Origin of the sequence: Thalassospira lucentensis MCCC 1A00383 = DSM 14000, assembly GCF_000421265.1 — a bacterium.
Classification (GTDB): Bacteria; Pseudomonadota; Alphaproteobacteria; order Rhodospirillales; family Thalassospiraceae; genus Thalassospira; species Thalassospira lucentensis.
On the sequence record NZ_ATWN01000008.1, the window covers coordinates 133,743 to 159,533 of the forward strand.

Here is a 25,791-nt window from a genome sequence, read left to right on the forward strand (position 1 = left end):
AGATTATCGGCGTTCAGGAGTATCACGGGTTGAACTACAACACCGAACAAACCGACAAGACAACGACCGTCGAACTGACGGGTAGATTCACATTTGGGGATCATTCCAATTTTCGCAAACTGATCGAAGAAATGCGTGCCCATCAGTCCGAGACGCACGTGCTTGACGTCACGGGCATTGAGTTCATCGATTCAGCCGGTCTAGGTATGCTATTGCTGGCGCGTGACGAAGGCGAAAAGGCGCGTGCGACCGTCATTCTTCGCGGGGCACAGGGACAGGTCAAACGGATGCTTGAAGTGGCCCGCTTTGACACGCTTTTCAAACTGGAAGACTAATTCATGGAGTCGGATATCGACGACCACTCCCCCCTTACTGTCGCCGTTCCGCAGTCGCTTTCATCTGATGATGTTGAAAGCCTGCTGACGGGGGAAAATATTTGGAACAGGTCCGATCCGATACCCTTTGAACATGTTATCGGCAACAGCCCAGAAGACCTTTCAAACTCTGCACGTTTTTCCTGCTGCCTGCTGCCAAGTGATCCCGGTCGCGAATGGCTTGGAAGCCTGATCCGGTTAAATTCCGACAACTTTATTGAATGCTTTGACGGAATGGATCTTGGCGATCTGTGCCCGATCATTGGAAGCGATCCTAAATCCAAACATCATCTGCTTGTTTGTCTTTCAACGCGCAGTGCCTATCACCTCCCGGTTGCGCGAAAATTCGTTACCGCGTTGCGCCACCGCGGCCTGATAAAAGAGGCAACTGCGCCGGCTGTTGAAATGGCTGTTCAGGAAGCATTTGCCAATTCCCTGATTCACGGGAATCTTGCGCTTACAACCAGTGGTCGCCTGTCGATGGACCGCTTTAACGAGCTTGGCGATGAAACCAAAAAGCGACTTGCATCGACGACATATGGTGACCGCGCCATCGTATTGACGGCGAAAAAACGCAAGAACGGCCACATCGTAATATCGATCAACGATCAGGGTGCTGGCTTTACCCCGCGCGAGGAAACGGACGAGACCACAATGCCGGGTCAGGAATCCACTTTTGGCCGTGGCCTTCCTCTGATTAAAAGCCTGTGCCATTCAGTGACATTTGCACGCGGAGGCCGAACCATCAAACTGACCTTTGATCAGATCGAATCTGACGTCCTTTCGGCCGATCCAGCATTTATCCGCGAATTTGAAGCACAGGGTAGTATCGATGCCGCGCTGCGCACCCCGCAAAACGCCACCATCCTGATTGCCGACGACACGATGCTATCACGTGAAATCATCGCGTCTTACCTGCGGTCAGACGGCTTTACGAACCTTGTGTTTGCCAAGGACGGTGAAGATGCCTTGTCCCAGGCCAAAGCCCATAACCCGGATCTTATAATTCTCGACATCATCATGCCGAAACTTGATGGTTATGAGGTTTGCAAAGCCCTGCGCGCCGATCCCCTATTTGCCGAAACGCCAATCATTGCCCAGACTGCACTCGAAGAAAATGAAGGTCGCACAAGGATTTTCGATGACGGTGCAACGGACCTTATCCTTAAGCCGCTCAATAAGGCTGAGCTGATCGCACGGACCAAAATCCATCTGGAAAACCGGCTTCTGGTCAAACAGCTTCGCGCCTATCGTGAACGGACACAATCTGAACTCGACCTTGCGCGTGACATGCAGGAAAACCTTAACCCTGCCCCCGAACAATATCGCGGAACCGGCTTTGATTACGGCATGCGGATCAGTGCGACCTTCCAGATGTCATCAGAGCTTGGCGGGGACATGTGGGGTCTTGTGCCAATTGATGCGCAGCGGTTGGGGGTCTATATCGTTGATTTTGCAGGGCATGGATTGGGGGCAGCGTTAAACACGTTTCGACTGCACTCCCTGATATGGTCAGACCAAATACGCGACCCGGATCCCGGTGCGTATCTCAGCAATCTTAACCGGCATCTCAAGGGGCTTTTGCCAATCGGGCAATATGCCACGATGCTGTATGGGATTATTGATCGAAACAAGACAACATTTTCCTACGCCAGTGCGGCCTGTACATCGCCGTTACTGGGAGACAGTACAACCGGTGCGGCACGCTATCTTGATGGGTCTGGTGTTCCTTTGGGCGTTATTCGTGACGCGCGCTACGAAACCCGTGAAGTGCCGTTTGACCAAAACAGCTTCCTGCTGCTTTACAGCGACGCCTTGATCGAAACAACGTTGGATGATGGTCAGTTCCTAAGTGAAGAAAAGCTGCTTTCAATGGTGCATGAAACCGTTATGGAAAGCGGCAGCGATGTTGATTTGGCCGCCCAAATTGCCGACCAGTTCATGGACCGGGCCCCTGTGCAGCTTTCCGATGATTTTACGGTCGTCTCACTGCAATCAACAAATGGCGCAGATGGCTTTACTGCCCGCGACGAGCCCCAATAGAACCCGAAAACATGAAGTTTGGAAAAATCCGCGATAAACCTTATCGCGCAAGCGTCACGAAACGTATCGTGCACGCCCCAAAGACGACCGCACAACATCACCAAACGGTTCAGCGGCATTGTACCAGTAATACGGTGCAGTGGTCGTGGTCGGTGTCGCGGTCTCGGTTTTAACACTGACTTCTGCCAAAGCCGCCACACCTTGTTCCTTGACCGACTGAAGGCGTCCCGCGATGACCGTACGCACCAGATTGGCCAATCCTTTACGCGCACCGGCGTGATCTGGCTCATTGCCAAGAACGGCCCCTAATTGGTCAAGCGCACGCATTTTATTGCGGCATCCCAAAAGGTTGGCTGCCAGAACGCGTAATTCCCGAGAATCCGGACGCAGGCTGATGGCGATTTCAAGATGTTCAAGCGCAGTTTCACGCCGCCCGATTTGCATGTAGGTCCGGGTCAGCCCCATGTGGGTTGCCGCATCAAGGTCGTCCAAAATCAAGGCACGGCCAAATGCATTTAGCCCCAACTCACAAAGACCAAGATCAAGCAAAACATGTCCCAACACCCGAAGTCGGGCAGGTTCATCGGGCAAACTGTCAATCAACTGACGCAGGCGCAGACGAATTTCCGGGGCAAGATCAATCTTGCCGGTAATGACCGAACTAAATTCTTGCGAAATATGTGTCTGCGATGACATCAAAAATGCCCTGTTTGCGCCAAAATCAGTGACCGCTTGGCATAAAAAGGCTTTATGACTGCGGTCTCGCAAGACACAGCTTATCGTCATCTGGTTGCGGGAATGTTAACCGAGGCGTCAATACTGATCATGCCGTACCGTTTTCATCCGGCCAAGGTGGGTCAAGCGCCTGGGCACTTGCAATAGCGCTCCCAATTCGCGTGAGGGCAAAGATGCACGCGTTACTGTTTTTTGAGCATTGCGGGCAAACGTTTCAAAACAGGTTGCTTGGCTGGTTTGGCAAAGAAATAGCCCTGCACCAAACGCCCCCCGAGCTCGATCACGATGTCACGCTGGCTTTGGGTTTCAATACCTTCGATGACGCAATCAATTTCAAGGTTGGTGCACATATCAATGATCGTTTTGACAATCCGCCGGCTGCGTTCGGTACTTGCCAGTGGCGCGATAAAGCTGCGATCGACCTTAAGGCAATCAAATTCCAGCTCATGCACATATCGCAGACTGGAATAGCCGATCCCAAAATCATCCATCGCCACCCGTGCACCATGATTGCGTAAATAACGAATGCTGGTTCGGGCGGCTGCAAAATCACGCAGAAACGCAGTTTCGGTCACTTCGAACGTTAAACGTTCCGGGGCAATACCGTTGGCTTTGATCTGTTCAATCAGCCATTCCGTCGTGTCGGATAAAACAATGTCACGGGCCGACAGGTTGAACGACACCGATATATGTTCGGGCCATTCGCGCATTTCACGCAGCAACTTTTCAAACAGGATTTTAGTCAGCATGCCGACCTGTCCGGTTTTTTCCGCCACCGGGAAAAATGTCCCCGGCGACACCCGCCCCATGAGCGCACTGTCCCATCTTGCAAGTGCCTCGATGGAATTAACCGCCCCGGTTTCCACATCAAAAACTGGCTGATAATGAAGCGAAAGTTCCTGCGACAAATCGGCCTTACGCAGTGCTTGCTCGATCTGTGAATCATGACGGATCAGAGTTTCGTGGTGGGCCGCAAACAATACCGCTTCGCCCGGCATGTTCTTTTTTGCGTGATACAGCGCAAAATCAGCACGCTCAAACAACCCGTTTGATGTGCGCGCCACCGCAGGGTACGTCGCAAAGCCCAAAGATGCTGAAAGCTGCACGCTTACATTGCTGAGCGTATAGGGGCGATTAAGCTCCTGACAAATCTGTTTACCAAGGGCAATCAGCTCGGTCGCGTCGCTATATTCGCCAAGGACAATCCCAAATTCATCCCCGCCCAACCTTGCCAGCAAGGCATCGCCGCTAAGGATACGGCACAGGCGTTCGCCCGCGTGCATTAACAACTCATCGCCTATGGGATGACCGTGCACATCATTGACGGGCTTGAACCCATCAAGATCAATCATCGCAACGGCAAAGCGATCATGCTGCCCTGCCGACGTATCCGCCTTGGCCGCAGCTGTTGCAACTGCGTCTTCAAGATAGGCAAAGAATGCGCGGCGGTTTGACAGGCCTGTCAACGGATCAAGGAAAGCCAGTGCTTCGTTCTGCTCGGATAGCTCAAGCGTTGTTTTATGCTGACGTTCAAGATCAATACGTGACGTGACCAACCCCGAAAACGCGGCATAATAACTGGTGATGATCTGAATAATCATGGCCGAGACCAAGGCCATATTCACCGCAATCGCGACATAAACCTCATTCCCGCTAAAGCCGAAATAAAGCACAAAGGTTCCAAGCACGATCACCACAACCAGCAAGGCCGCAGGCGGAAAATTTACCAGACAGAAGATACAGCCAACTACCGTGATCGAGATAAAATAGGCAACGTGCCCCTGTTGATAGGGATCACCATAGCCAAACATGGTAATTGCCCAGGCGGTAAACAGCACCGAAATCACCGCCGCCATCACCCGGATGCGGCGTAAATGTCCGATGCAGACATTGATATCACTGACGTCAAGGCCGGCCCGCAGCCAAGCATAACCTCGCGCAATACAGCATGCACCAAGAACAAGAACCGCATAGATCGTCAACCAATCGGGGGCTGTTCCGTAATGGGTATAGGCAAGGGCAACCGCGTTGGCCAACAACAAGCCATAAAGAACCGGGATCTGCCGTGACAACGCCTTGACCTGAGCCCGCATGAGCTCAGGTTTGTCCGTATGAATTCTGATTATTTCGGCAACTTTGTGCCAAACAGAACCGGTTGCCACGTTTCGGGATACCCAATTTTTGTTTTTGTCGTGAAAAGCTTACACGCAAAAGCTGGTTAATTGCATCCCTTGATCATACAATCATCAGACTAAATCAGAAACCCGACATATATGCTGGGCTATAACACAGACAATTTCCAACCAATGTGCCACCGGTCAAACTAAGCGCGGTTTCTTTTGTCTTACTTTTGGCTGGCTTTGCCCGGTTTGCGCTTTTTCTTTTTGGTATCCTTGATCGCTTGGGCCCGGTTGGCCGCACCCAATGCCATATGGGCAATTTCAATCAACGGCTCGGGATTTTCAATCCATTCGCCGGGCACTTCAAAATATGACAATGTCATTGCCCGCCCCGAAGGCACAGCAAACCGCGCCATCCCGATGTCGTCATATGTCGCACGCGTTTGCGCATCACCTTTCAGATACAAAACATCATCGGCAATGATCGCAAAGAAAACCCCATCACAATAAAGACCAAAGCCGCCAAACATTCGGTTGGGTCGGATATGGCCCAGCGGTGCCAAAAGTTCTGCGACGGTTAGAACAAATTCGTTATCGACCGATGCCATTGAGGATTTCGCCTTCGATGCCTTCGGAAATCAGATAGTCGCGCAATGTCTGGCCTGCGACCGGACGAAAGCGTTCCGTCGAGATATCCATATTTCGAATACGATCAGCGCGAAACACGCGGAATGCGACACGTAATTCACACCAGCACGCCAACAGCCACGTACTGCCAAAAAACAGCATGCCAAGTGGCCTGACGCGGCGTTTGGTTTCGTCGCCCTTGGCATCGGTATAGTCAATTTCAATGAAGCTGCGGTCGCGGATAGCACGCCGAAGGTTGGGCATGGAAATCGCAATCGGTTCCTGTGCAATTTCGGCCACCGCAATTGGCACCCCGCCGATCAACCCACGCAGTTTTTCCGGCAAGACCGCCTCGATCTTGGTCAGGGCATCGCCTGCTGCACGCGCCATCTGTGGATCGGTCCAGCTTTGCACCATGCGCGCTGCGACCACCAATGCTTCGATCTCATCGGCATCAAACATCAACGGCGGCAGGTCATAGCCATCGCGCAGAATGTATCCAACACCGGCTTCGCCCTCCACCGGGACACCTGATGCGGCCAGATCGCGAATATCGCGGTAAATCGTGCGTTCGGAAACTTCCAGTTCCTCGGCCAAATCACGTGCGCGGCACAATTTGCGGCGGCGCAGGATTTGGACAAGGCGAAACAGTCGGTCGGCCCTTCTCATGATCGCTCCTTTGTCATCCTGCCCCAAAAATTATCATAACGCTCCTGACAGGCTCCTGTCAGGAGATATGTGCAACATTGCGAAATCGGGACAGGATTTCACCCCAACGTCAGGAGCATGACGATGAAAGTCACCAATTCATATCCGATCATCATTACCGAGAAATTCACCCAAAGCCGTGCCTTCTATAAAAAACTCGGCTTTACGCCCGTTTTTGATGGCGAGTGGTATTGCCAGTTGGTCTGGGCAGACTTCCCAGCGGTTCAACTGGGTCTGATGAAACCCGGCCATGACACCCAACCCGAACTGTTTCATGCGGCAACCCTTGGCGAAGGCAGTGTGATCTGCCTTGAAGTCGAAGACGCTGGTGTTGCTGCGGATGAAGTACGCGACGCAGGATTTGAATTCGCCCTTGAAGTCCGAGACGAGCCATGGGGGCAGAAACATTTCGCGCTGCTTGATCCCAATGGTGTGAGGATTGATATCGCAAGCCAGAACGGCGTGGTTGCACCGGAATATGCCCAGCATTTTCTTGATGCCACCGAAGCCGCACTGGCCTGATTACTACGATATACGATACCCGGTATAACAGCTCGCCAACCCGGCGGGCTGTTATGTCACAAGGCCTCGGGTAAAATCGTTGATGGCCGTGGCAGTATCTTTGATGTTTTGTGATTGCGTTCGGCCAGAGCTTTTGCGTGGCTTGAAATCATGGTCACCATCCGCAACCCAATGCAACGCGATAGTGTCGGCCAAATCATACGCGGCAATTTCATCGGGCGTGCCAAATGGATCCCGTGTGCCATGACAAATCAGGGTCGGTGTCTTTAAACCGGTCAGATGTTCGGTCCGCAGGTTTTCAGGCTTTCCGGGAGGATGAAACGGATAGCCAAGGCACACCAACCCGGCCACACCAAGATCATCTGCCACCATACTCGCCATGCGTCCACCCATGGATTTCCCGCCAATCACCAACTGGCCCGGACCACCCAACTGATCAACAACATCGCCAAAGAATTCCAACAAAACCGGTGCACGGTCAGATCCCCGTTTTTTGCCATCCAGACGGCGTTTGGCCATATAGGGAAACTCAAACCGCGCAATGCGGCAGCCAAGCCCGGCCAACTCGCCCGCCATCTGATCCATAAACGGACTGTCCATCGGGGCACCCGCCCCATGGGCCAAAACAATGGTCAGCGGGGCATTTTCATCACCATCAAGAATGACCTGAATGTTTTCATGGCTCATGGGAGACATCCTGTAAGACTGGTAATTTCGTTTTGGCTGGAACAGACAATTTCTGTCACCGCCCAATAGTGGCACATAACAGGACCACCGTGGTATCGCCAACCAACGGCAGGCAAAAACTTCTTTGATCTATCCTGCCACACTCATGGCCGCCAAGCTTCCAACTGCGATATGATTGCTAACCCCTCGATTATTCGACTTTTTTCGGGTTATACTGCGCAGATGCAGCTTATGCCGTTCCCCCACGAACGCCGTAGCCTATGCCATCCGCGCCACCACGCGGACGACCTGCCTTTTGCCACCATATGAGGCGACTGCCCGTGTCATCTGATTCTGATCTGTCCGATCTTGCTCAAACGCCCCAACCTGCCCCGAACGAACGCATCGGTCGCCTGCCCAAAAGCCTGCAATGGCTGTTGATGGTAACGGTCTCACTGGGGTTCTCGGTTCTTCTACATGAATTCCATGTGCCTGCGGCCTTGTTGCTTGGCCCGATGATCATTGGCATTATTATGGGCACCAATGGCGCAACCATTGCCACGCCAAAACCAATTTATCTTGGTGCCCAATCGGTCCTGGGCGTCATGATTGGTGGATCAATGTCCATCGGGATCCTGACATCCTTTACCCATGACTGGCCGCTAATCCTTGGGGTCACCGCCTTAACCATGATCGCAAGCAGTCTGCTTGGCTGGATACTCTGTGTGCGTCAGGTTCTTCCGGGAACCGCCGGCATTTGGGGATCATCCCCCGGTGCGGCTTCCGCAATGGTGATCATGGCCGAGGCGTTTGGTGCCGATGCCCGGCTTGTTGCCTTCATGCAATATGTTCGGGTGGTGATTGTGGTTGCAGTTGCATCATCGATTGCCAACCTTTGGGTCGATCCGGAACTCGCTGCCGCAGCAGGCACCTATGACTGGTTTCCGGCCATTGATTACGGCCAGTTTGCCATTACCCTTGCGCTGGTTGTTGGCCTGTGTGTGGCTGGCATCTATTCACGGCTGCCATCAGGTCCGCTTTTGCTTCCGATCATCATAACGACCATCCTTCACATCAACGGATGGGTCGATATCGTTCTGCCCGAGTGGTTTCTTGGATTGGCCTATGCCGCCATTGGCTGGGCTGTCGGATTGAAATTCACGCCTGCAGTGATCCGACATGCAGCATATGCCCTGCCCAAAATATTGCTGTCGATCACTGTCCTGATTGCGTTCTGTGCAAGTATTTCAGTCCTGTTGGTGCTGTTTATGGATGTCGATCCGCTTACGGCGTATCTGGCAACCAGTCCCGGCGGACTTGATTCGGTGGCGATTATCGCCGCCAGCACCAATGTCGATCTGTCATTTATTCTGGTCTTGCAAGCTACCCGTTTCTTTATGGTGCTTGCACTTGGCCCCCCGCTTGCGCGGTTGATTGCGCGGCGCACCGCCAAATTCACCCCCGGCCCGGATGTGCCGTTGCCCTAAACAAAACCTGCGGTCTGAGCCCAAGAACAAACAGCCGACATAGCGTCACATCACAAGGATCTTGCCAACAAACCCTTCGACCCGCGCACTAAGTTCGGCTCCCTGCCCTTCGAGATTGATCGCAGCCTCACCAAGCTCGGTCGAAACCGTGGTGGCGTGATGGATGGCTTGGTTAATTTCCACAACACTGTCGCCGACCTTGCGTGCTTCTGCCACGGCAGCATCGGCATCACGTGCAACCGACATGCAGATTTCTGCCTGTCTATCGGTCTGAACAGCTGTTGCTTCGGCGCGTTGCTGTAACCCGTCCATGGCAATGGCGATATGTTCAATATCGCCCCCGGCTTTGGAAATGGCCTCCGTCATACCATTCATCCAGTGGGCAATTTCCTCTGTTGCAGTGGCCGATTGCCCGGCTAGCGCCTTGACCTCTTTGGCAACAATGGCAAATCCCTTGCCTGCTTCGCCTACACGGGCCGCCTCGATGGAGGCATTTAGTCCAAGCATTTTGATCTGGGCTGCAATGGCCGCAATGCTCGACAGCATTTTTTCTGCATCAGCTGCGCGATCCTGCAGGGCGGCAAAACCATCACGCATATCGCGTGCTTGCTGACCAATGACATGGGTGGTTTTCACCGTTTCCCCGGCGTCGCGACCAACGTCGGCCAATTCACCCTGCAAGGTTTCCATGTGGTCGGCGACATTTTCAATATTGGACAAGGCGCTGGTTGCGGATTGATCAATTGCCGTTCCGCAGAATTCGGTTCTTTTGTTACTATTGCCAAGAACATCAAGCGCACTGCGCATCTGACTGACGGCAGCCCCCAGCATCCCAACTGTGCCCTGCACCTGACTTTCAAAGTCCGATGCCAGTTTTTCGCGCGATTTCAAAACATCATCGCGCTCTATCACCCGGGCAACCTGCCCACCGACGAACCCCAAAAGTTCAAGAAGTTCGGCATCAAGTTTGGCAATCTCGGGGCTGAAAAACTCGATCACGGCAACGGTCTGACCACCCAGTTTCACCGGCAAGGCAAAACAGCCGCGCAATCCGTTTCCGGCCGCGCTTGCAGCGCGCAGAAATCCATCCTTTTGCGTGACATCTTCAATGCAAACAGGTTCACCGCGCACGGCGACCGTGCCAATAAGCCCTTGGCCCAGTGCAAATACCGTTTCTTCTGACTGCGTGCGAAATTCAGCAAGATCAGCCGTCGAAATGTTTCCATCAATCGACCAGATACCAGCAGATGACAAATGATCGCCGTCACGTACATAGGCATGCCCAATCGGCCACGCGCAGTAATCACATACCGCTGTAAGGATCGCCAAGATTGCACCATCACGGTCGGATGCCTCGTCTGCGACCGTCCCAACTTTGCGTAAAAGTCGCAAAACATCAGCAAGTCCCGCATCTTTGTGCGGCGAAAGACCTTGTTCATTTTCTGGGGATATGGAACGGATGAAACCGGCAAACATGACAAAACTCCGAGGCAAAACAAGCTGGCCTTTCAAACGAAAGAACCAGAAGGTTGCGCAAGCCTCGTTGCCTGCCGATCAAGATGGGAAAGATACGGCGCCGTTGCCGTCATCCACTGTTACATTAGCGTAATACCGCATACGCGAAAAGGACAATTCGCGCATGCAGCAAAATTTATTCAATCTTCAATTGCAGACAAGTATCACCACAGCACAACTGTTTGGCTGTCCGGACAATACGGATTACCGCAACACCCGGCGAAACACGCCAGATGCCACCATCACACCAAATATCACCAATGCGACGGCCGCCACCAAGGCAAGGTTGCTTTCTTCACCCAGAAGAAACACGCCGCCAAGGGCGGTGAGTGCCGGGGTCATGGCCCCAAATGCCGATGCACCGGTCGATCCGATGTGACGTACAGCAAGGCCATAGGTAATAACGGCAACACAGCCGGCCAGAAGCCCCTGTGTAACAAGCAACATCATCACATCGCCCATCGGAGCATCGGGAATATGTGTGCCGGTGAAAAGGGCGATCACCGCAATAATGACAAAGGACCAAAAGCCGACAAAACCTGCCGCTTCAAGTGCGCCAAGACCACTTTGGCGCATGGCATGGGTATAAGATGCCCACATCAATGCCCCGGCAGACACAAGGCCATAGCCATACAGCATATCAGTACTGGCATCGCCGCCCGGCTTAAGCGCCACAAGCAACATAACCCCGACAATCACCGCACCATATCCGGCAAGTCGGACACGGCCGGGCCGTTCGCCAAACAGGACAATCGCGATTAAAACCGCCCAGATCGCCATCACACCGGGCAACAAAATCCCGACATGACTTGCCGGAACGAACTGCAATGCACTGGCAACCATCAGGGTGTAAAATGCACCAGACCCGATCAACATCAACAGCCCATTGATCAAGGACAATCCCTTTGGCCAGATGCCCTTTCTGATCCAGATCGGGCAAAGCAGGACAAAAGGCACGACAAAGCGTAAAAGCCCAATATCAACGGCAGTAAAGCTTGACGTCATTGCATAACGTGTCGCAATCAGCCAACCGGCCCAGATAAACACCGTCGCCAACGCAGACGTCACACCGACCATACGGCTTTCTGTCGCGCCAGAAGCAGAAAGCGCAGAAGTTTCAGACATATCACTGTTCCCGATAGGGGGTTGATTTTGTCCAAATCAGACCACGCACCCCCAATATCCGCAAGTCCCTTTGACCACGGGTCAGCTATGCACACAAAAAAGGCGGCGCAAGATTTCCCCTGCACCGCCTTTTGAATTTGGCAAGAACCCTGAAAAAATCAGATGCCAAATTCGGCAAAGAAGTCATTGCCTTTATCATCAATCACGATGAAGGCCGGGAAATCTTCGACTTCGATTTTCCAAACGGCTTCCATACCCAGTTCGGGATACTCGTGAACCTCGACCTTTTTAATGCAGTCCTGTGCCAACCGGGCCGCCGGACCACCGATGGAGCCAAGGTAGAACCCGCCATATTTGTTGCAGGCATCTTTAACCTGCTTGGAACGGTTCCCCTTTGCCAGCATAACGAACGAACCACCCGCAGCCTGGAACTGTTCGACATAGGCATCCATGCGCCCCGCCGTGGTCGGACCGAACGATCCGGATGGCATGCCTTCGGGCGTTTTGGCCGGACCGGCATAATAAACCGGATGGTTTTTCAGGTATTCTGGCATTTCCTCACCGGCATCAAGGCGTTCCTTGATTTTGGCATGGGCAATGTCGCGTGCAACAATCACGGTGCCGCTAAGCGACAGACGGGTTTTAACCGAATAACCCGAAAGCTGTTTACGGATTTCATCCATCGGACGGTTCAGGTCAACCTTGACCACTTCGTCTTCAAGATGTTCGTCCGTCACATGCGGAAGATATTTCGCCGGATCATGTTCGAGATCCTCGATAAAGATACCGTCCTTGGTGATTTTACCCAAAACCTGACGGTCGGCAGAGCAGGAAACCCCAAGCCCGACCGGGCAGCTTGCACCATGGCGCGGCAGGCGGATCACGCGCACATCATGGCAGAAATACTTGCCGCCAAACTGTGCGCCGATGCCCATCTCGCGGGTCATCTCAAGAACCTTCTGTTCCCATTCAAGATCGCGATAGGCCTGACCATGGTCGCCGCCCTCGGTCGGAAGGCTGTCGTAATAGCGTGCCGATCCCATTTTCACGGTCTTAAGGCAGGCCTCAGCCGACGTTCCGCCAATCACAATCGACAGGTGATACGGCGGACAGGCTGACGTGCCCAAGGTGCGGATTTTTTCGTCCAAGAACTTCCTCAGACCTTCCGGATTCAAAAGTGCCTTTGTCTGCTGAAACAGGAAGGTCTTGTTGGCTGAACCGCCGCCCTTGGCCATGAACATGAATTTATATTCATCGCCTGTGGTCGCATAAAGGTCGATCTGTGCCGGAAGGTTCGACCCGGTGTTCTTTTCTTCGAACATATTCAGCGGCGACACCTGCGAGAAACGCAGATTGTGTTTCTGATAGGCCTGCCAGATGCCTTTTGACAGCGCTTCTTCATCGGAACCGTCCGTGATGACCTTGCCACCGCGCTTGCCCATGACAATCGCAGTTCCGGTATCCTGACACATCGGCAAAACACCACCCGATGCGATCGAGGCATTTTTCAAAAGATCCATCGCCACAAATTTGTCATTCGGGGTCGCTTCGTCGTCATCAAGGATTTTGCGCAGCTGTGCGAGGTGGCCCGGACGCAAAAGGTGCGAGCAATCAAAAAACGCCTGAAGCGTGAGTTTTTCAATCGCTTCGGGTTCGACTTTCAAATAGGTCTCGCCATTAACATCAACGGTCGAAACACCTTCATCCCCGATCTTGCGGTACGGGGTGGTGTCCTTACCCAGATCGAACATGGGTTTATAGACAAAATCATTCATGGGAAGGTTCTCGTCTCTCTCAAAAACACGGTGGGTCTATTTTTATTTGGCCATTTCATAGCGCCAATCGTGAAAAATTTCCACGATACATTCGCCTAACAGCGCGAGGTCCCGGTTGCGGGAAATCAAACCGAGAAATATACCCCAAGCTATGTTCCGAACGGCGCACAAGAAAAAGGGGCAGAAATGAACCTGCCCCTTTTCTGGAATTCTTATTTTTTACGAAACGCATCCAATGCGATGACTTCACCCGTTTCATTGGCATCGGGTTTCGGTTTTTTGCGCGATTTGGACGGTTCGGCGACCAATGTCGGGGCACCCTCGTCGTCAATCAAATCCGCATCAAGATCGTCATCTTCGTCGTAATCGAAATCCTCGTCATCCATTTCTTCTTCGACGCTGAATGTCAGCATGAAGTTGGCGGACGGATCGACAAAAGCCAGCATCGCATCAAACGGAACAACCAAAGTCGTTGGCATGCCATCAAAGCTCATGCCAACCGAAAAATGATCGTCTTCAGACTTCAAGTCCCAAAAACGGTGCTGCAAGACCACCGTGATATTATCAGGGTGTGCTTTACGCTGTCCTTCGGGCAGGACAACACCAGGATGATTGGTCTGGAAGGTGATGTAATAATGATGCTCGCCGAAAAGGCCTTCTTCGGCCACACGCGCAAGGATTTCTTTCACCACGCCGCGCAGCGCCTGGTCGACCATAAGATCGTAACGAAATTCTTCCGGTTTCTGCATCAGTCATCCTGTATCTGGCGGGAACACCGCCGATCTGCGGTCCATCCCGTCATTATAATATAGCATTTGATCACGCTGTTTACATCACAACGCGTTCGATCAGGGTTTGATCCCTAAACTCTATTCATAACGGAGCTGGAAAGAAATACAAGAGTGGGGCGTTCTGTTGCTAGGTGCCCCGTCCCCCACCAAATTACCGCTCCCGGCAACCGGAATTTCGCTTTGGTGCTAGTGCCGCTTACGCAGCAACAGCTACCGGAGCATTGTTATCGTTTGCATTTACAAACATTAGCCCGATAACGGTGGTACCATGCCGAGCGCCAACAGAGGCTTTTACTACACACGTCGATCCTATTTCGGCCCCAACATCTTCGCCTGAGTCGGACGAAGTCAAAGTTTGAAAATTGGTGGAGCCGCCGGGTACCGCCCCCGGGTCCGTAATGTCTATTCTGCCAAGTCGTGTAACGCCATAGTCGGGTTGCCCCGACAGCCCCTATATAGGTCATTCGCACCTTGCCACACAAGGGGAATTGGCATTTTTTTTTACGCAAACAACGCGAAATGCACCGCCGGATACAGGCTTGTGCGCACGGCTTGCCGAGTTGCCTGTACCTGACTATGCTGCGTGAAACTCGATTCTAAAAATGCAGGACACAGCATGCAGCAATATCTCGATCTGATGCGGATGGTGCGCGACACCGGCACCACCAAGGAAGACCGCACAGGTACCGGCACAATATCGGTTTTCGGTCATCAGATGCGGTTCGACTTGTCCAAGGGGTTCCCGCTGGTCACCACCAAGAAGCTGCATCTCAAATCCATTGTTCATGAATTGCTGTGGTTCCTTGATGGTGACACCAATGTCAAATACCTGCAAGACAACGGGGTGCGCATCTGGAACGAATGGGCCGATGAAAATGGTGATCTTGGCCCGGTGTACGGGGGCCAGTGGCGGTCATGGCAGGGCGCAAACGGCCAGACCATTGACCAAATCACCGGCCTGATTGACCAGATCAAAACCAATCCCGATTCCCGGCGTTTGATTGTGTCGGCATGGAATGTGGCCGATGTGCCCAACATGGCGCTGCCACCGTGCCATTGTCTGTTCCAGTTCTATGTCGCGGATGGCAAGCTGTCATGCCAGCTATATCAGCGCAGCGCGGATATCTTTTTGGGCGTGCCCTTTAACATCGCGTCCTATGCGCTTTTGACCATGATGATCGCGCAGGTTTGTGATCTTGGGGTTGGTGATTTTGTCCATACCCTTGGCGATGCGCACCTTTACACCAACCATCTTGAACAGGTGGAATTACAGTTGTCGCGCGAAACGCGACCGCTTCCGACCATGAAGATCAATCCCGATGTAAAATCGATCTTTGATTTTACCTTCGATGATTTCGAACTGGTCGGATATGACCCGCATCCCCATATTGCCGGCAAGGTTGCTGTCTGATGACCGATCAAAAGATTGAACGCGTTGCCGTGGTCGCCGCGGCCGCCAATCATGCGATTGGAAAAGACGGCTGGATGCCATGGGAACTGCCCGAAGACCTGAAACGGTTCAAAGCACTGACCCTTGGCAAACCAATGATCATGGGGCGTGTCACGTTCGAGGCCATCGGGCGCCCGCTGCCCAAACGGATCACCATTGTTGTCACCCGTGATACCGGCTGGTCATTTGATCATGAAAACGTCCGCGTTTGCCACGATGTAGAAAGTGCCGTCAAACTGGCCGACGAGATCGCCAAGGCCGACGGTGTTAACGAAGTGATCATTGCCGGGGGCGCGCAGATTTATCATCTTGCCCTGCCCTATACGACGCGCTTTGAATTGACCGAAGTCCATGCCGATATTGACGGCGACACCTTCCTGGATCCACTTCCGACCGATCAATGGACAGAATCCGCACGGGAAAAGATCAAAAACCCGGATGGCCCGGATTACAGCTTTGTCACGCTTGATCGTGTGGCAGGCTGATCCCAGCCGCTCAATTGTCCTGACATCAAGAAACTATTCAATTGCCACACGCTGCCAACCTGATTGGCAGCGTGTTTTCTTTTGTCTGAAACCTGTGTAAACAGGACAAAAGCAAAGGATCAGGTCAGGTAAAAGTTGATTTTCGCCACCACACATTCCATCTTTTCCTTTATTATAGAACACTCGTTCCAGAGTTTGGTCCCAACCAAGGAAGTGCCATGCCCCGTCCACGCGCGTTTGACGAAGAAAGCGTTCTTGATAACGCCATGAACATTTTCTGGAGCAAGGGATTTGAATCCACATCGGTTCAGGACCTTGTCGAAGAGACCGGGCTGAACCGTGCGAGCATGTATTCAAGCTTTGGCGACAAGAAGGCCCTTTTCCTGCGCGTTCTTGATCATTACAGCCAGAAAATCAGTTCCAAGCGCTTTGCCAAGTTGCGTGAAACCGCAGATGGCCGGGCAGCAATTATCGCCACCTTCAAGGACACAGCCAGCCAAAGCTGTGCCGATGGCCGGCATAAGGGATGTTTGATTGTCAATTCCGGTATGGAACTGGCCCCGCACGATGCCGAAACAGCCGCCATCGCCCATCAGGCTTTTCGCCGGGTCGAAGACATGTTTGCCAATGCGCTGAAACGTGGCATGGATGCAGGCACGATTTCAAAAGACAAAAAAATCCGCGTACTGGCACGATTTTTTGCCGGCTCCATTCAAGGCGTGCAGCTTATGGCCCGCCGGGGTGCTGACCGTGAAACGCTTGACGATTACACCGATACCATCCTTGCGGTCCTTGATTAAGCGCAGTTTCCCGGTCTTCCATTTTCCGACAACCACGATCACAGTTCAGTGAGACAAGTACTTAGTCGTTGCATTTAAGAATGATCGTTCCATAATTCGTGCCATCGAGTATCCACTCCAAGTCATGAGGAACGAATATGTCTGCACGTACCCCCCTGATGCCCCGCCAGAACGTCCCTGAATTGTCTGTTCCGCTTGTTGGCGGCGGCACTTGGACGCTTGGCGATCAAAGCCCGGAAAACTTCACCATGGTCGTGTTTTACCGAGGCCTGCATTGCCCGATCTGTGGCCAATACCTCAAAGACCTTGATACCAAGCTCGCAGAATTTGCCAAACGGGGCGTGAATGTTGTGGTGCTGTCATCAGACAACGAAGACCGTGCAACCACCGCCAAACAGAAATGGGGGCTTGAAAATCTCGATCTTGGCTATGGGCTTACGCTTGAGAAAGCCCGTGAATGGGGTCTTTATATTTCAACCTCGAACGGTGTGACGTCATCTGGCTTTGAAGAACCGGCCCTGTTTTCCGAGCCGGGTCTGTTTCTTGTCCGTCCGGATGGCACGCTTTACTTTGGCACCGTTCAGACCATGCCATTTGCCCGTCCGGCCTTTGATCAAATCCTTGGCGCACTTGACTTCGTCATTGCCAAAAACTATCCGGCACGCGGCGAAGTGATTGATCATACCAATCCCTGATCGCGCAGAAAAACGGCACTAAAAACACAAAGGGCCGGTTCCTCGTCGCAGGAACCGGCCCTTTTATTCATCATACAATTGAAGAAATATGGTCAGCCCGGCATTGCCGCTGCGACATAAGGCGCGTCAATTTTCTGCATCCGCAAATAGGCCGGACGTGCATCAATCCGACGGATGTAATCATCAAAGACCGGGGATTCTGGTAAAAAGTCAAACATGCGACCAATTCGGATCGCCGAACCCATTACGACATCGACCGTGGTAAAGTTCTTGCCAAGGATCCATGGTTCAGCTTTGCCAACAACATCAAGCAACATGGCCATAAGGGTATCCCAATCGCGATAGGAATTCAGGCTGCTGTCCTCAGCCTCACGCTTGAGCATTCTATCTAAGAAAGCTGGTTCGATCGTGGACGGAGAGAAAAACAACCAGCGCAGATATTCCCCACGGGCCGGATCATCCAATGCCGGAGCCAACCCGGCCGCTGGAAATGCATCGGCCAAATAGCAGCAAATTGCGGCGGCCTCGGTTACAACCGTATCGCCATGCACGATGGTTGGCACCTTGCCCAATGGATTAACGGCAAGAAGCTCAGGCGTCTGAGCTTCCTCCTTACGAAGGTCGATCATTTCGACATCAAACTCAATGCCAAGCTCCTGCAACATCCAGTGCACCGTGCCTCCGCGTGACGGGACAGCGTGATAAAATGTCAGCTTGCGATCTGAGTCCATTTGTGAGGCTCCTGCTCATATTGTCGAGGTTACATGCGATATGGTGGCCGGATATTGCGCCTCGTTAAAACGCAATGTAAACCGCATGGACAGCAGGTTACTGACAGCAATATGTCAGGAGGACATCAGAAACGCACAGGACTGCGCACCAACAAATAATCAGTTCTTTTGGCCGTCCAAATCCATATCATCACCATCGTTTTTACGATGGCGTAACACCAGCCATGCTCCAACCAGTGTTAGGGCTGCCATGCCAAACCATGTCAGGGCATAGCTCAGATGATTGTTCGGGAAACTGATTTTGGTTAAGCCCCCAACCGGCAGATTTTCCGGATTATTCGCACCATCAGCGTCGATGAAATAGGGCGCCACACGGTCCGGATCAAACCCGCGTTTGATCGCCATCGCCCGGACATCGCGGGAATACCAACGGTCTTCTTGTGGCTCATTATCCCGCATGAAAGTGCCCCCCGGCTCATCCATGCGCAAAAGACCGGTCACGCGGGTTTGGCCATCGATCATACCATCAGCACGGGTTGCAGGATCGCGACGGTCGGTGGGCACAAAGCCACGGTTGATCATAATGATCGTTCCGTCTACACGTTCCATCGGCGTAATCACCCAATACCCCGCCCCATAATCGGTTGCGGCATAGACGTGGTTTTCAAGGTCATTGCGATAGGTCCCCAGCAACGTCACTTTGCGGTATTCATCGCGATCACGCGTGACATTTTCCCAATCAGCCTGATCGGGGGCTGTCACCGGATCCCCATGTACACGCCCATCAACCCGCTCTATCAGGTCAAGCTTCCACGCCCGGCGTTCAACCTGCCAATAGCCAAGGCCGCAAAAGCCTGAAAACAGGATCACAGCCAGCCCCACTACCACACAGCGGGTGATCATCGAAGGGCCGGTTTTAGCGGTATCTTGCGGGGTCTCTGAAAGGCGGTTTTGCGTCATCTCGCTGTCTTTCACAACACATGTCTGATCCGAACGAAAAAGGGCGCGACACCGGTTAAAGTATCGCGCCCCCTATTGATATCAAGCTTCGATCTAGCCGAAGCTTTTGATCATGTCATGATCCATCTGCGGCATCATGTTGGTGTTAAGGTGATACATCACCCACATGGAACCGGCGATGGCAATCGCAACGATCACAAGGGTAAAGATCAGCGCCAACATGTTCCAGCCACCTTCGGATTTGGTGTTCATGTGCAGGAAATAGACCATGTGAACAATGATCTGAACCACACCAAGACCCATGATCCAAAGTGCGGTTGCGATCTTGCTGTCAAGAACACCATCCATCACCAGCCAGAACGGAATGGCCGTCAGAATAACCGACAGGATAAACCCGATCATATAGCTGTTGAAGGTACCGTGGCCGGCACCGCCATCGCCGTGATGGTCATCATGTGCGTGTGAATGTGCACTCATCCCAGAACTCCCAGCAGATAAACAACGGAGAAAACACCGATCCAGATGACGTCAAGGAAGTGCCAGAACATCGACAGGCACATCAGACGACGTTTATTGGCCGGGATCAGACCATGTTTGGCTACCTGAATCATCAGGGTCACCAGCCAGATGATCCCGAACGTCACGTGAAGACCGTGGGTCGCAACCAGCGTATAGAATGCCGACAGGAACCCGCTTCGCATCGGCGTCGCACCAAGGCTCCAAAGTTCATGGAACTCATATAGCTCCAGCCCGACAAACGCGGCACCGAACAAACCGGTAATCGCCAGCCAAAGCTGTGTGCCCGCAATACTGCCTTTTTCCATTTGCAGCATGGCGAAGCCATAGGTAATCGACGAAAACAGCAGCATCGATGTATTGATCGCCACCAATTCCAGATCGAACAAATCAGTCGGTGCCGGACCTGCGGCATAATTCTGGCCAATAACGGCATAGGTTGCAAACAGAATCCCAAAGATGAGGCTATCGCTCATCAGATAGATCCAGAAGCCAAGCATCGTCCCGGTTTCCGGGTGATGCTCTTCCTTCAGATAGAAGACCGGCATTTCGGTCTGTGCGGCAGTGTTATTCGCCATTGTCATTCCCTTACGCCTGCTGTTTTGCCAGAAGGGCAGTACGTTCGTCTTCGGTTTCCACGACTTCAGATGCCGGGATGTGATAATCGCGGTCATAGTTGAAGGTGTGGGCAATTGCACCGACAACCAGGGCAATGAAGCTTGCAATCACCAGCCACCAGATATGCCAGACCAGCGCGAAACCAAGAACAAGCGACAGAGCGGCAAGGATAAAGCCAGCGCCGGTATTTTTCGGCATATGGATATCCAGGAAGCCTTCCGTCGGACGGACATAACCACGTTTCTTCATGTCGGCCCATGCATCAAGATCATGGACAACCGGGGTAAAGGCAAAGTTGTAGGCTGGGGGCGGCGACGAAGTCGACCATTCCAGCGTACGACCATCCCCCCATGGGTCACCGGTTTCATCACGAAGCTTGTCACGTTTGATCACCGCAACAACGATCGACAGAATGAACGAACCGATCCCCCCGGCAATCAGAAGCGCACCAAAGGCGGCAATCACGAACCAGATCTGAAGCGACGGATCGTCAAATTGGCTCATGCGGCGGGTAATCCCCATCAGACCAAGAACATAAAGCGGCATGAAGGCGAAATAGAACCCGACAAGCCAGAGCCAGAAGGACATTTTGCCCCAGAACGGATCAAGCTTGAAGCCAAATGCCTTGGGGAACCAGTAAACGATACCGGCAAACATCCCGAACACCACACCACCGATAATCACGTTATGGAAGTGCGCAATCAGGAACAGGCTGTTATGCAACACAAAGTCAGCCGGCGGAACCGCAAGCATAACACCCGTCATGCCCCCGATCACAAAGGTCAGCATAAAGCCGATGGTCCACAGCATCGGAACATCAAAACTGATGCGGCCCTTATACATCGTGAACATCCAGTTGAAGATCTTCGCACCGGTCGGGATCGAGATGATCATGGTCGCGATACCAAAGAAGGCGTTCACGCTGGCACCCGAGCCCATGGTGAAGAAGTGATGCAACCAGACGATATAGGACAGGATGGTGATAACCACGGTGGCATACACCATCGAGCTATACCCAAACAGACGCTTGCGCGAGAATGTCGACACAACTTCGGAAAACACACCAAACGCCGGCAGGATCAGGATGTAAACTTCCGGGTGCCCCCAAATCCAGATCAGGTTGATATACATCATGGCGTTACCGCCAAGATCGTTGGTGAAGAAGTTGGTATCGGCGTACCGGTCAAGCCCCAGCAGGACCAGAACGGCGGTCAGAACCGGGAACGCAGCCACGATCAGAACGTTGGTGCAAAGTGCCGTCCAGGTAAAGACCGGCATTTTCATCATGGACATGCCCGGTGCGCGCATTTTGACGATGGTCACAACCAGATTGACCCCCGAAAGCAACGTCCCGACACCGGCAATCTGAAGGGCCCAGATGTAATAATCGACCCCGACCCCCGGACTGTAAACAATGTCAGACAGCGGCGGATATGCCAGCCAGCCGGTTTTCGCGAACTCACCGACAAACAGCGACACCATGATCAGCACGGCACCGCTGGTGGTCATCCAGAAGCTGAAATTATTCAGGAACGGGAACGCAACGTCACGCGCGCCGATTTGTAGCGGCACGACAAAGTTCATAAGCCCCGTCACCAGCGGCATGGCCACGAAGAAGATCATGATTACGCCGTGGGCGGTGAATATCTGATCGTAATGATCAGGGGGAAGGAAACCTTCCGAGCCGCCAAAAGCCATCGCTTGCTGGGCACGCATCATGATCGCATCTGAGAAACCACGCAAAAGCATGATAAGCGCCAGAATGATGTACATGATGCCGATTTTTTTGTGGTCAATCGACGTGATCCACTCTTTCCAGAGATATCCCCAGAGGCGGAAATAAGTAATACCGCCCAGAACGGCGATACCACCCAGAACCACGGCCGCGAACGTCACCACAAGGATCGGTTCATGGAACGGGAGTGAATCAAGCGACAGCCGGCCAAATATAAAATGCAAAAGGTCCGGATTGGAGAACATCGAATTACTCTTCTTTCAAATGCAGCAATACACCGGCTGTCCGGTGCTAAAACCGCGAAGGGCCGGTTGGGATCCCCCAACCGGCACTGCTTCAGAACCCTGTCGAAACGCCTGACGGCGCAAAGCTCATGGCACGATCAGATGCCTGCACGCGATCAAACAGCGGCAAAGCATTCAAATCACCGGCAAAACCGCCTTCCGGGGTCGTGCACAAGGTCGCCACATAGGATTTGCTCTCGGGCAATGGCTGGCTTCCGCGCATGCGCGGCACGTCATAGGTCAAGGACATGACGTTATAAATACCGGCCAGACCACCACCACCGTTCTCGTCAATGGCCATCATCTCGTTCATGCACATTTTCGACTGATCGACGCACATGTTGAGGATCGCACCATAAAGTTCCGGATCAACCGAACTGAAATAGTGGATCGGCTCATCGATACTCGGCTTTTCAAGCTCAAGATACTCGGAACGACCAAGGAAGTTCTCGTCGGATTTCACTTTCGAAACCCAATCTTCAAACCCTTCTTCGCTCAGACCGTGGAATTTAAAGCGCATGTGGGAGAAACCCTCACCGCTGTAATTCCCAGAGAAGCCGTCATAAACGCCTTCTTCGTTGATCACGGCATGAAGTTTGGTTTCCATGCCGGCCATCGAATAAATCTGACCTGCGAGTGCAGGAATGAAGAAGGAGTTCATGATCCCCGAAGAGGTAATCTTGAACTGGATCGGTGTGTCGATTGGCGCCGCGAGCTCGTTAATGGTCGCAATGCCCTGTTCCGGATAGAAGAACAGCCATTTCCAATCAAGGGAAACAACTTCAACCACCATTGGTTTGTGGTCTTTGGCAAGCGGCCGTTCGGCATCAATACGGTCCAGCGGACGATACGGGTCAAGCGTATGCGTCGTAACCCAGGTAATTGCACCAAGGGCGATAATGATCACCAGCGGGGCCGACCAGATGACAACTTCCAGCTTCGTGGAATGGTGCCATTCAGGATCGTATTCCGCGTCCTTGTTGCCCTGACGGTATTTCCAGGCAAAGAAAACCGTCAATGCCATCACCGGAACGATGATCAACAGCATCAGGATCGTGGACACGATAATAAGATCGGACTGCTGGGACGCAATATCACCCGACGGGTCGATCACAACCAGGTTGCAACCGGCCAGAAGCGAAAACATCGAGGTTACAGTGACGCCGCGTACAAGTTTTGAAAGCATGCGCTTCATACTTTGTCAGTTTCTGGAAGATGTTCTCACAGACAACCATATGCCTGCAAGCCGCATGAAAACCCACCGAAAGTCATCACACGTCGTACCCCACCGCAACGGCATATAGGAAGTGTCATCCTAAACATCCACGAAAAGGGCACAAAAACAGCAAATTTTTTTCAAAAACCTGCCAAGAGGAAAGTCGCGGCAATTGCTATAGCTGCATCGCAGCAATGTCAAGCTACCCGCCGTGCATAGCAGGGTCTTAATGACAATTATCATCCTAGCATAAACCATACGTTGTGCGTTGCAGAACAATAATTGACACTGACGTTTGCAATTCACATGTCTATACTTGGACTCGATCCAAAGTCGTATCGTCTTTCGAACCGGATTTGTGATCCAATCAAAAGCAGTTAGGGCTCAAAGGCCCGACCAGTGAATTAGGGAGAACGGCGTGAACCAAACAACAGAAAACTACGCGACCGCCACCTCTTCAGGTTTGGAACGCGACGCTCGCCAGCAATCTGCCGGCGATGCACATGATCCTGGCCAGATCGCGCTTGGCGTGATCATTGGCCGCACATCGGAATTTTTCGACTTCTTCGTTTACTGCATTGCATCGGTACTGGTGTTCCCGCAATTGCTGTTTCCCGGTGAAACGGCCCTGATCGGTACGATGTATTCCTTTGCCATCTTCTCGCTGGCCTTTATCGCCCGCCCTGTTGGGTCACTAGTCTTTATGACGGTCGACCGCCGACATGGCCGCGGGGTCAAGCTGACAATTGCCATGTTCATGCTTGGTGGCTCCACCGCCGCGATGGCTTTCTTGCCCAGCTTTGACTCGGCTGGCGTGTTTGCCATCTATCTTCTCTGTGCTTTCCGGTTTTTGCAGGGCCTTGCCTGGGGTGGTGCATGGGATGGGCTTTCGTCCCTTCTTGCGCTAAATGCTCCTGACAACCGCAAAGGCTGGTATGCGATGATTCCGCAGCTTGGTGCACCACTTGGCTTTATGCTGGCATCTTCGCTGTTTGCCTATCTGATCCTGACTTTGCATGCTGATGATTTCCTGGCATTTGGCTGGCGCTATGCGTTCTTCGTTGCCTTTGCCATTAACGTCGTCGCGCTGTTTGCCCGCCTGCGTCTGGTAGCAACCTCGGAATTTGGTCATCTTCTTGAACAGAACGAACTGCATGCTGCCCGTGTCATGGATACGCTCAAACATAACGGTCGTACCGTTTTGCTCGGCGCGCTTGTGCCGATGGTTAGCTATGCGTTGTTCCATCTGGTCACAGTCTTTGCGCTTACCTGGGTGTATCTTTATGCCGAAGGCAATGCAGGCCAGTTCCTGCTGACCCAAGGTGTGGGTGCGGTACTTTGTGCCTTTGGCATCATTGCATCGGGTTTCATCGCCGATCAGCTCGGTCGCCGTCGCCTGCTGGGCTACAGTGCCGGGATCATTCTGGCTGGTGCGATCCTCACCCCGCTTCTTTACACCTATAACATCATCAATGAAGGCATGATTGTTCTGGGTGGGTTTGCTGTTCTTGGCCTGTGCTTTGGTCAGGCGGCCGGAACACTGGCATCAAACTTCAAGCGCGAATACCGCTATACCGGTTCGGCCCTGACGTCCGATCTGGCATGGTTGCTCGGTGCGGGCTTTGCCCCACTGATCGCACTTTATCTGTGTGACAAGTTTGGCCTGCCGGGTGTCGGTGCGTATCTGATGTCAGGTGCAGTTGTGACCCTGCTGGTTCTTCAGTTCAACAAACAGTTTGGTGCCAAAACCACCGACTGATTGCGAAAAATATCTGGAAGACAAAACACCCCCGACCATTGGCTCGGGGGTGTT

General features: G+C 52.7%; 24 protein-coding genes and 1 other RNA gene. 9 read left to right on the top strand and 16 right to left on the bottom strand.

Annotation, left to right across the window (positions count from 1 at the left end; genetic code table 11):
• The first annotated feature begins 29 nt into the window (after nucleotides 1-29).
• Nucleotides 30-335, top strand: a complete 306-nt coding sequence (locus K355_RS0116595) for an STAS domain-containing protein (RefSeq protein ID WP_022733280.1) — start codon at nucleotides 30-32, stop codon at nucleotides 333-335.
• Between the two features lie 3 nt (nucleotides 336-338).
• Nucleotides 339-2,417, top strand: a complete 2,079-nt coding sequence (locus K355_RS25175; protein WP_022733281.1) for a SpoIIE family protein phosphatase — start codon at nucleotides 339-341, stop codon at nucleotides 2,415-2,417.
• Between the two features lie 54 nt (nucleotides 2,418-2,471).
• On the opposite strand, the gene K355_RS24235 is transcribed toward K355_RS25175, so the two are convergent.
• The 4 genes from K355_RS24235 to K355_RS0116620 form a co-directional block, all read right to left on the bottom strand.
• Nucleotides 2,472-3,113, bottom strand: a complete 642-nt coding sequence (locus K355_RS24235) for a hypothetical protein (RefSeq protein ID WP_022733282.1) — start codon at nucleotides 3,111-3,113, stop codon at nucleotides 2,472-2,474.
• A 221-nt stretch (nucleotides 3,114-3,334) separates the two neighbouring features.
• Nucleotides 3,335-5,245, bottom strand: coding sequence for a putative bifunctional diguanylate cyclase/phosphodiesterase (locus K355_RS24240; protein WP_245562962.1), 1,911 nt, complete (start codon nucleotides 5,243-5,245; stop codon nucleotides 3,335-3,337).
• Between the two features lie 251 nt (nucleotides 5,246-5,496).
• Complete coding sequence (locus tag K355_RS0116615; protein ID WP_022733284.1) at nucleotides 5,497-5,880, bottom strand: TfoX/Sxy family protein; 384 nt, start codon at nucleotides 5,878-5,880, stop codon at nucleotides 5,497-5,499.
• The gene (locus tag K355_RS0116620; protein ID WP_022733285.1) at nucleotides 5,864-6,568 is read right to left on the bottom strand and encodes a helix-turn-helix transcriptional regulator; all 705 of its coding nucleotides are present in this window, start codon (nucleotides 6,566-6,568) and stop codon (nucleotides 5,864-5,866) included. The genes K355_RS0116615 and K355_RS0116620 overlap by 17 nt, the downstream gene beginning before the upstream one ends.
• A gap of 123 nt (nucleotides 6,569-6,691) precedes the next feature.
• Here K355_RS0116620 and K355_RS0116625 point away from each other — a divergent pair, with 123 nt between their 5' ends.
• Nucleotides 6,692-7,129 (top strand): VOC family protein, encoded by a 438-nt coding sequence (locus K355_RS0116625; protein WP_022733286.1) that lies wholly within the window; start codon nucleotides 6,692-6,694, stop codon nucleotides 7,127-7,129.
• A 51-nt stretch (nucleotides 7,130-7,180) separates the two neighbouring features.
• Here K355_RS0116625 and K355_RS0116630 read toward each other — a convergent pair whose 3' ends face one another.
• A complete protein-coding gene (locus K355_RS0116630) occupies nucleotides 7,181-7,816 on the bottom strand; it encodes an alpha/beta family hydrolase (RefSeq protein ID WP_022733287.1) in 636 nt (211 codons plus the stop codon).
• Between the two features lie 320 nt (nucleotides 7,817-8,136).
• Between K355_RS0116630 and K355_RS24245 the strand changes: the two genes are divergently transcribed.
• Nucleotides 8,137-9,282, top strand: coding sequence for an AbrB family transcriptional regulator (locus K355_RS24245; protein WP_022733288.1), 1,146 nt, complete (start codon nucleotides 8,137-8,139; stop codon nucleotides 9,280-9,282).
• Between the two features lie 45 nt (nucleotides 9,283-9,327).
• Here the strand turns inward: K355_RS24245 and K355_RS0116640 are convergent, their stop codons facing one another.
• The 5 genes from K355_RS0116640 to ssrA all read right to left on the bottom strand — a co-directional run bounded on the left by K355_RS0116640 (nucleotide 9,328) and on the right by ssrA (nucleotide 14,974).
• Entirely contained in the window at nucleotides 9,328-10,758 is a 1,431-nt protein-coding gene (locus K355_RS0116640; protein WP_022733289.1) for a methyl-accepting chemotaxis protein, read from the bottom strand.
• 243 nt (nucleotides 10,759-11,001) lie between these two features.
• Entirely contained in the window at nucleotides 11,002-11,922 is a 921-nt protein-coding gene (locus tag K355_RS0116645; RefSeq protein ID WP_022733290.1) for a DMT family transporter, read from the bottom strand.
• 158 nt (nucleotides 11,923-12,080) lie between these two features.
• Nucleotides 12,081-13,697 carry a fumarate hydratase gene (locus K355_RS0116650; RefSeq protein WP_022733291.1) on the bottom strand — a complete coding sequence of 539 codons (1,617 nt, stop codon included), beginning with the start codon at nucleotides 13,695-13,697 and terminating at the stop codon, nucleotides 12,081-12,083.
• 212 nt (nucleotides 13,698-13,909) lie between these two features.
• Nucleotides 13,910-14,446: an SspB family protein gene (locus K355_RS0116655; RefSeq protein ID WP_022733292.1), complete on the bottom strand. Its 537-nt coding sequence runs from the start codon at nucleotides 14,444-14,446 to the stop codon at nucleotides 13,910-13,912.
• 152 nt (nucleotides 14,447-14,598) lie between these two features.
• Nucleotides 14,599-14,974, bottom strand: a transfer-messenger RNA (tmRNA) gene (gene ssrA, locus K355_RS25415).
• Between the two features lie 130 nt (nucleotides 14,975-15,104).
• Between ssrA and K355_RS0116660 the strand changes: the two genes are divergently transcribed.
• The 4 genes from K355_RS0116660 (at nucleotide 15,105) to K355_RS0116675 (ending at nucleotide 17,918) form a co-directional block, all read left to right on the top strand.
• Nucleotides 15,105-15,899, top strand: coding sequence for a thymidylate synthase (locus K355_RS0116660; RefSeq protein ID WP_022733293.1), 795 nt, complete (start codon nucleotides 15,105-15,107; stop codon nucleotides 15,897-15,899).
• A complete protein-coding gene (locus K355_RS0116665) occupies nucleotides 15,899-16,423 on the top strand; it encodes a dihydrofolate reductase (RefSeq protein WP_022733294.1) in 525 nt (174 codons plus the stop codon). Before K355_RS0116660 ends, K355_RS0116665 begins: the two co-directional genes overlap by 1 nt.
• Nucleotides 16,424-16,641: 218 nt before the next feature.
• The gene (locus K355_RS0116670) at nucleotides 16,642-17,223 is read left to right on the top strand and encodes a TetR/AcrR family transcriptional regulator (RefSeq protein ID WP_022733295.1); all 582 of its coding nucleotides are present in this window, start codon (nucleotides 16,642-16,644) and stop codon (nucleotides 17,221-17,223) included.
• Nucleotides 17,224-17,360: 137 nt separating this feature from the next.
• Complete coding sequence (locus K355_RS0116675; protein WP_022733296.1) at nucleotides 17,361-17,918, top strand: peroxiredoxin-like family protein; 558 nt, start codon at nucleotides 17,361-17,363, stop codon at nucleotides 17,916-17,918.
• Nucleotides 17,919-18,010: 92 nt separating this feature from the next.
• Here K355_RS0116675 and K355_RS0116680 read toward each other — a convergent pair whose 3' ends face one another.
• The 6 genes from K355_RS0116680 to cyoA all read right to left on the bottom strand — a co-directional run bounded on the left by K355_RS0116680 (nucleotide 18,011) and on the right by cyoA (nucleotide 23,957).
• On the bottom strand, nucleotides 18,011-18,649 hold the full coding sequence (locus tag K355_RS0116680) for a glutathione S-transferase family protein (RefSeq protein WP_022733297.1): 639 nt from the start codon (nucleotides 18,647-18,649) through the stop codon (nucleotides 18,011-18,013).
• Between the two features lie 159 nt (nucleotides 18,650-18,808).
• Entirely contained in the window at nucleotides 18,809-19,609 is an 801-nt protein-coding gene (locus tag K355_RS0116685; protein ID WP_022733298.1) for an SURF1 family protein, read from the bottom strand.
• A gap of 93 nt (nucleotides 19,610-19,702) precedes the next feature.
• The gene (gene cyoD, locus K355_RS0116690; protein ID WP_022733299.1) at nucleotides 19,703-20,086 is read right to left on the bottom strand and encodes a cytochrome o ubiquinol oxidase subunit IV; all 384 of its coding nucleotides are present in this window, start codon (nucleotides 20,084-20,086) and stop codon (nucleotides 19,703-19,705) included.
• The gene (cyoC, locus tag K355_RS0116695; RefSeq protein WP_022733300.1) at nucleotides 20,083-20,703 is read right to left on the bottom strand and encodes a cytochrome o ubiquinol oxidase subunit III; all 621 of its coding nucleotides are present in this window, start codon (nucleotides 20,701-20,703) and stop codon (nucleotides 20,083-20,085) included. Before cyoC ends, cyoD begins: the two co-directional genes overlap by 4 nt.
• A 10-nt stretch (nucleotides 20,704-20,713) precedes the next feature.
• A complete protein-coding gene (cyoB, locus tag K355_RS0116700; RefSeq protein WP_022733301.1) occupies nucleotides 20,714-22,723 on the bottom strand; it encodes a cytochrome o ubiquinol oxidase subunit I in 2,010 nt (669 codons plus the stop codon).
• A 91-nt stretch (nucleotides 22,724-22,814) separates the two neighbouring features.
• Nucleotides 22,815-23,957 (bottom strand): ubiquinol oxidase subunit II, encoded by a 1,143-nt coding sequence (gene cyoA, locus K355_RS0116705; RefSeq protein WP_022733302.1) that lies wholly within the window; start codon nucleotides 23,955-23,957, stop codon nucleotides 22,815-22,817.
• A 439-nt stretch (nucleotides 23,958-24,396) separates the two neighbouring features.
• Between cyoA and K355_RS0116710 the strand changes: the two genes are divergently transcribed.
• Nucleotides 24,397-25,737: an MFS transporter gene (locus tag K355_RS0116710; RefSeq protein ID WP_022733303.1), complete on the top strand. Its 1,341-nt coding sequence runs from the start codon at nucleotides 24,397-24,399 to the stop codon at nucleotides 25,735-25,737.
• The last annotated feature ends 54 nt before the right edge of the window (nucleotides 25,738-25,791 follow it).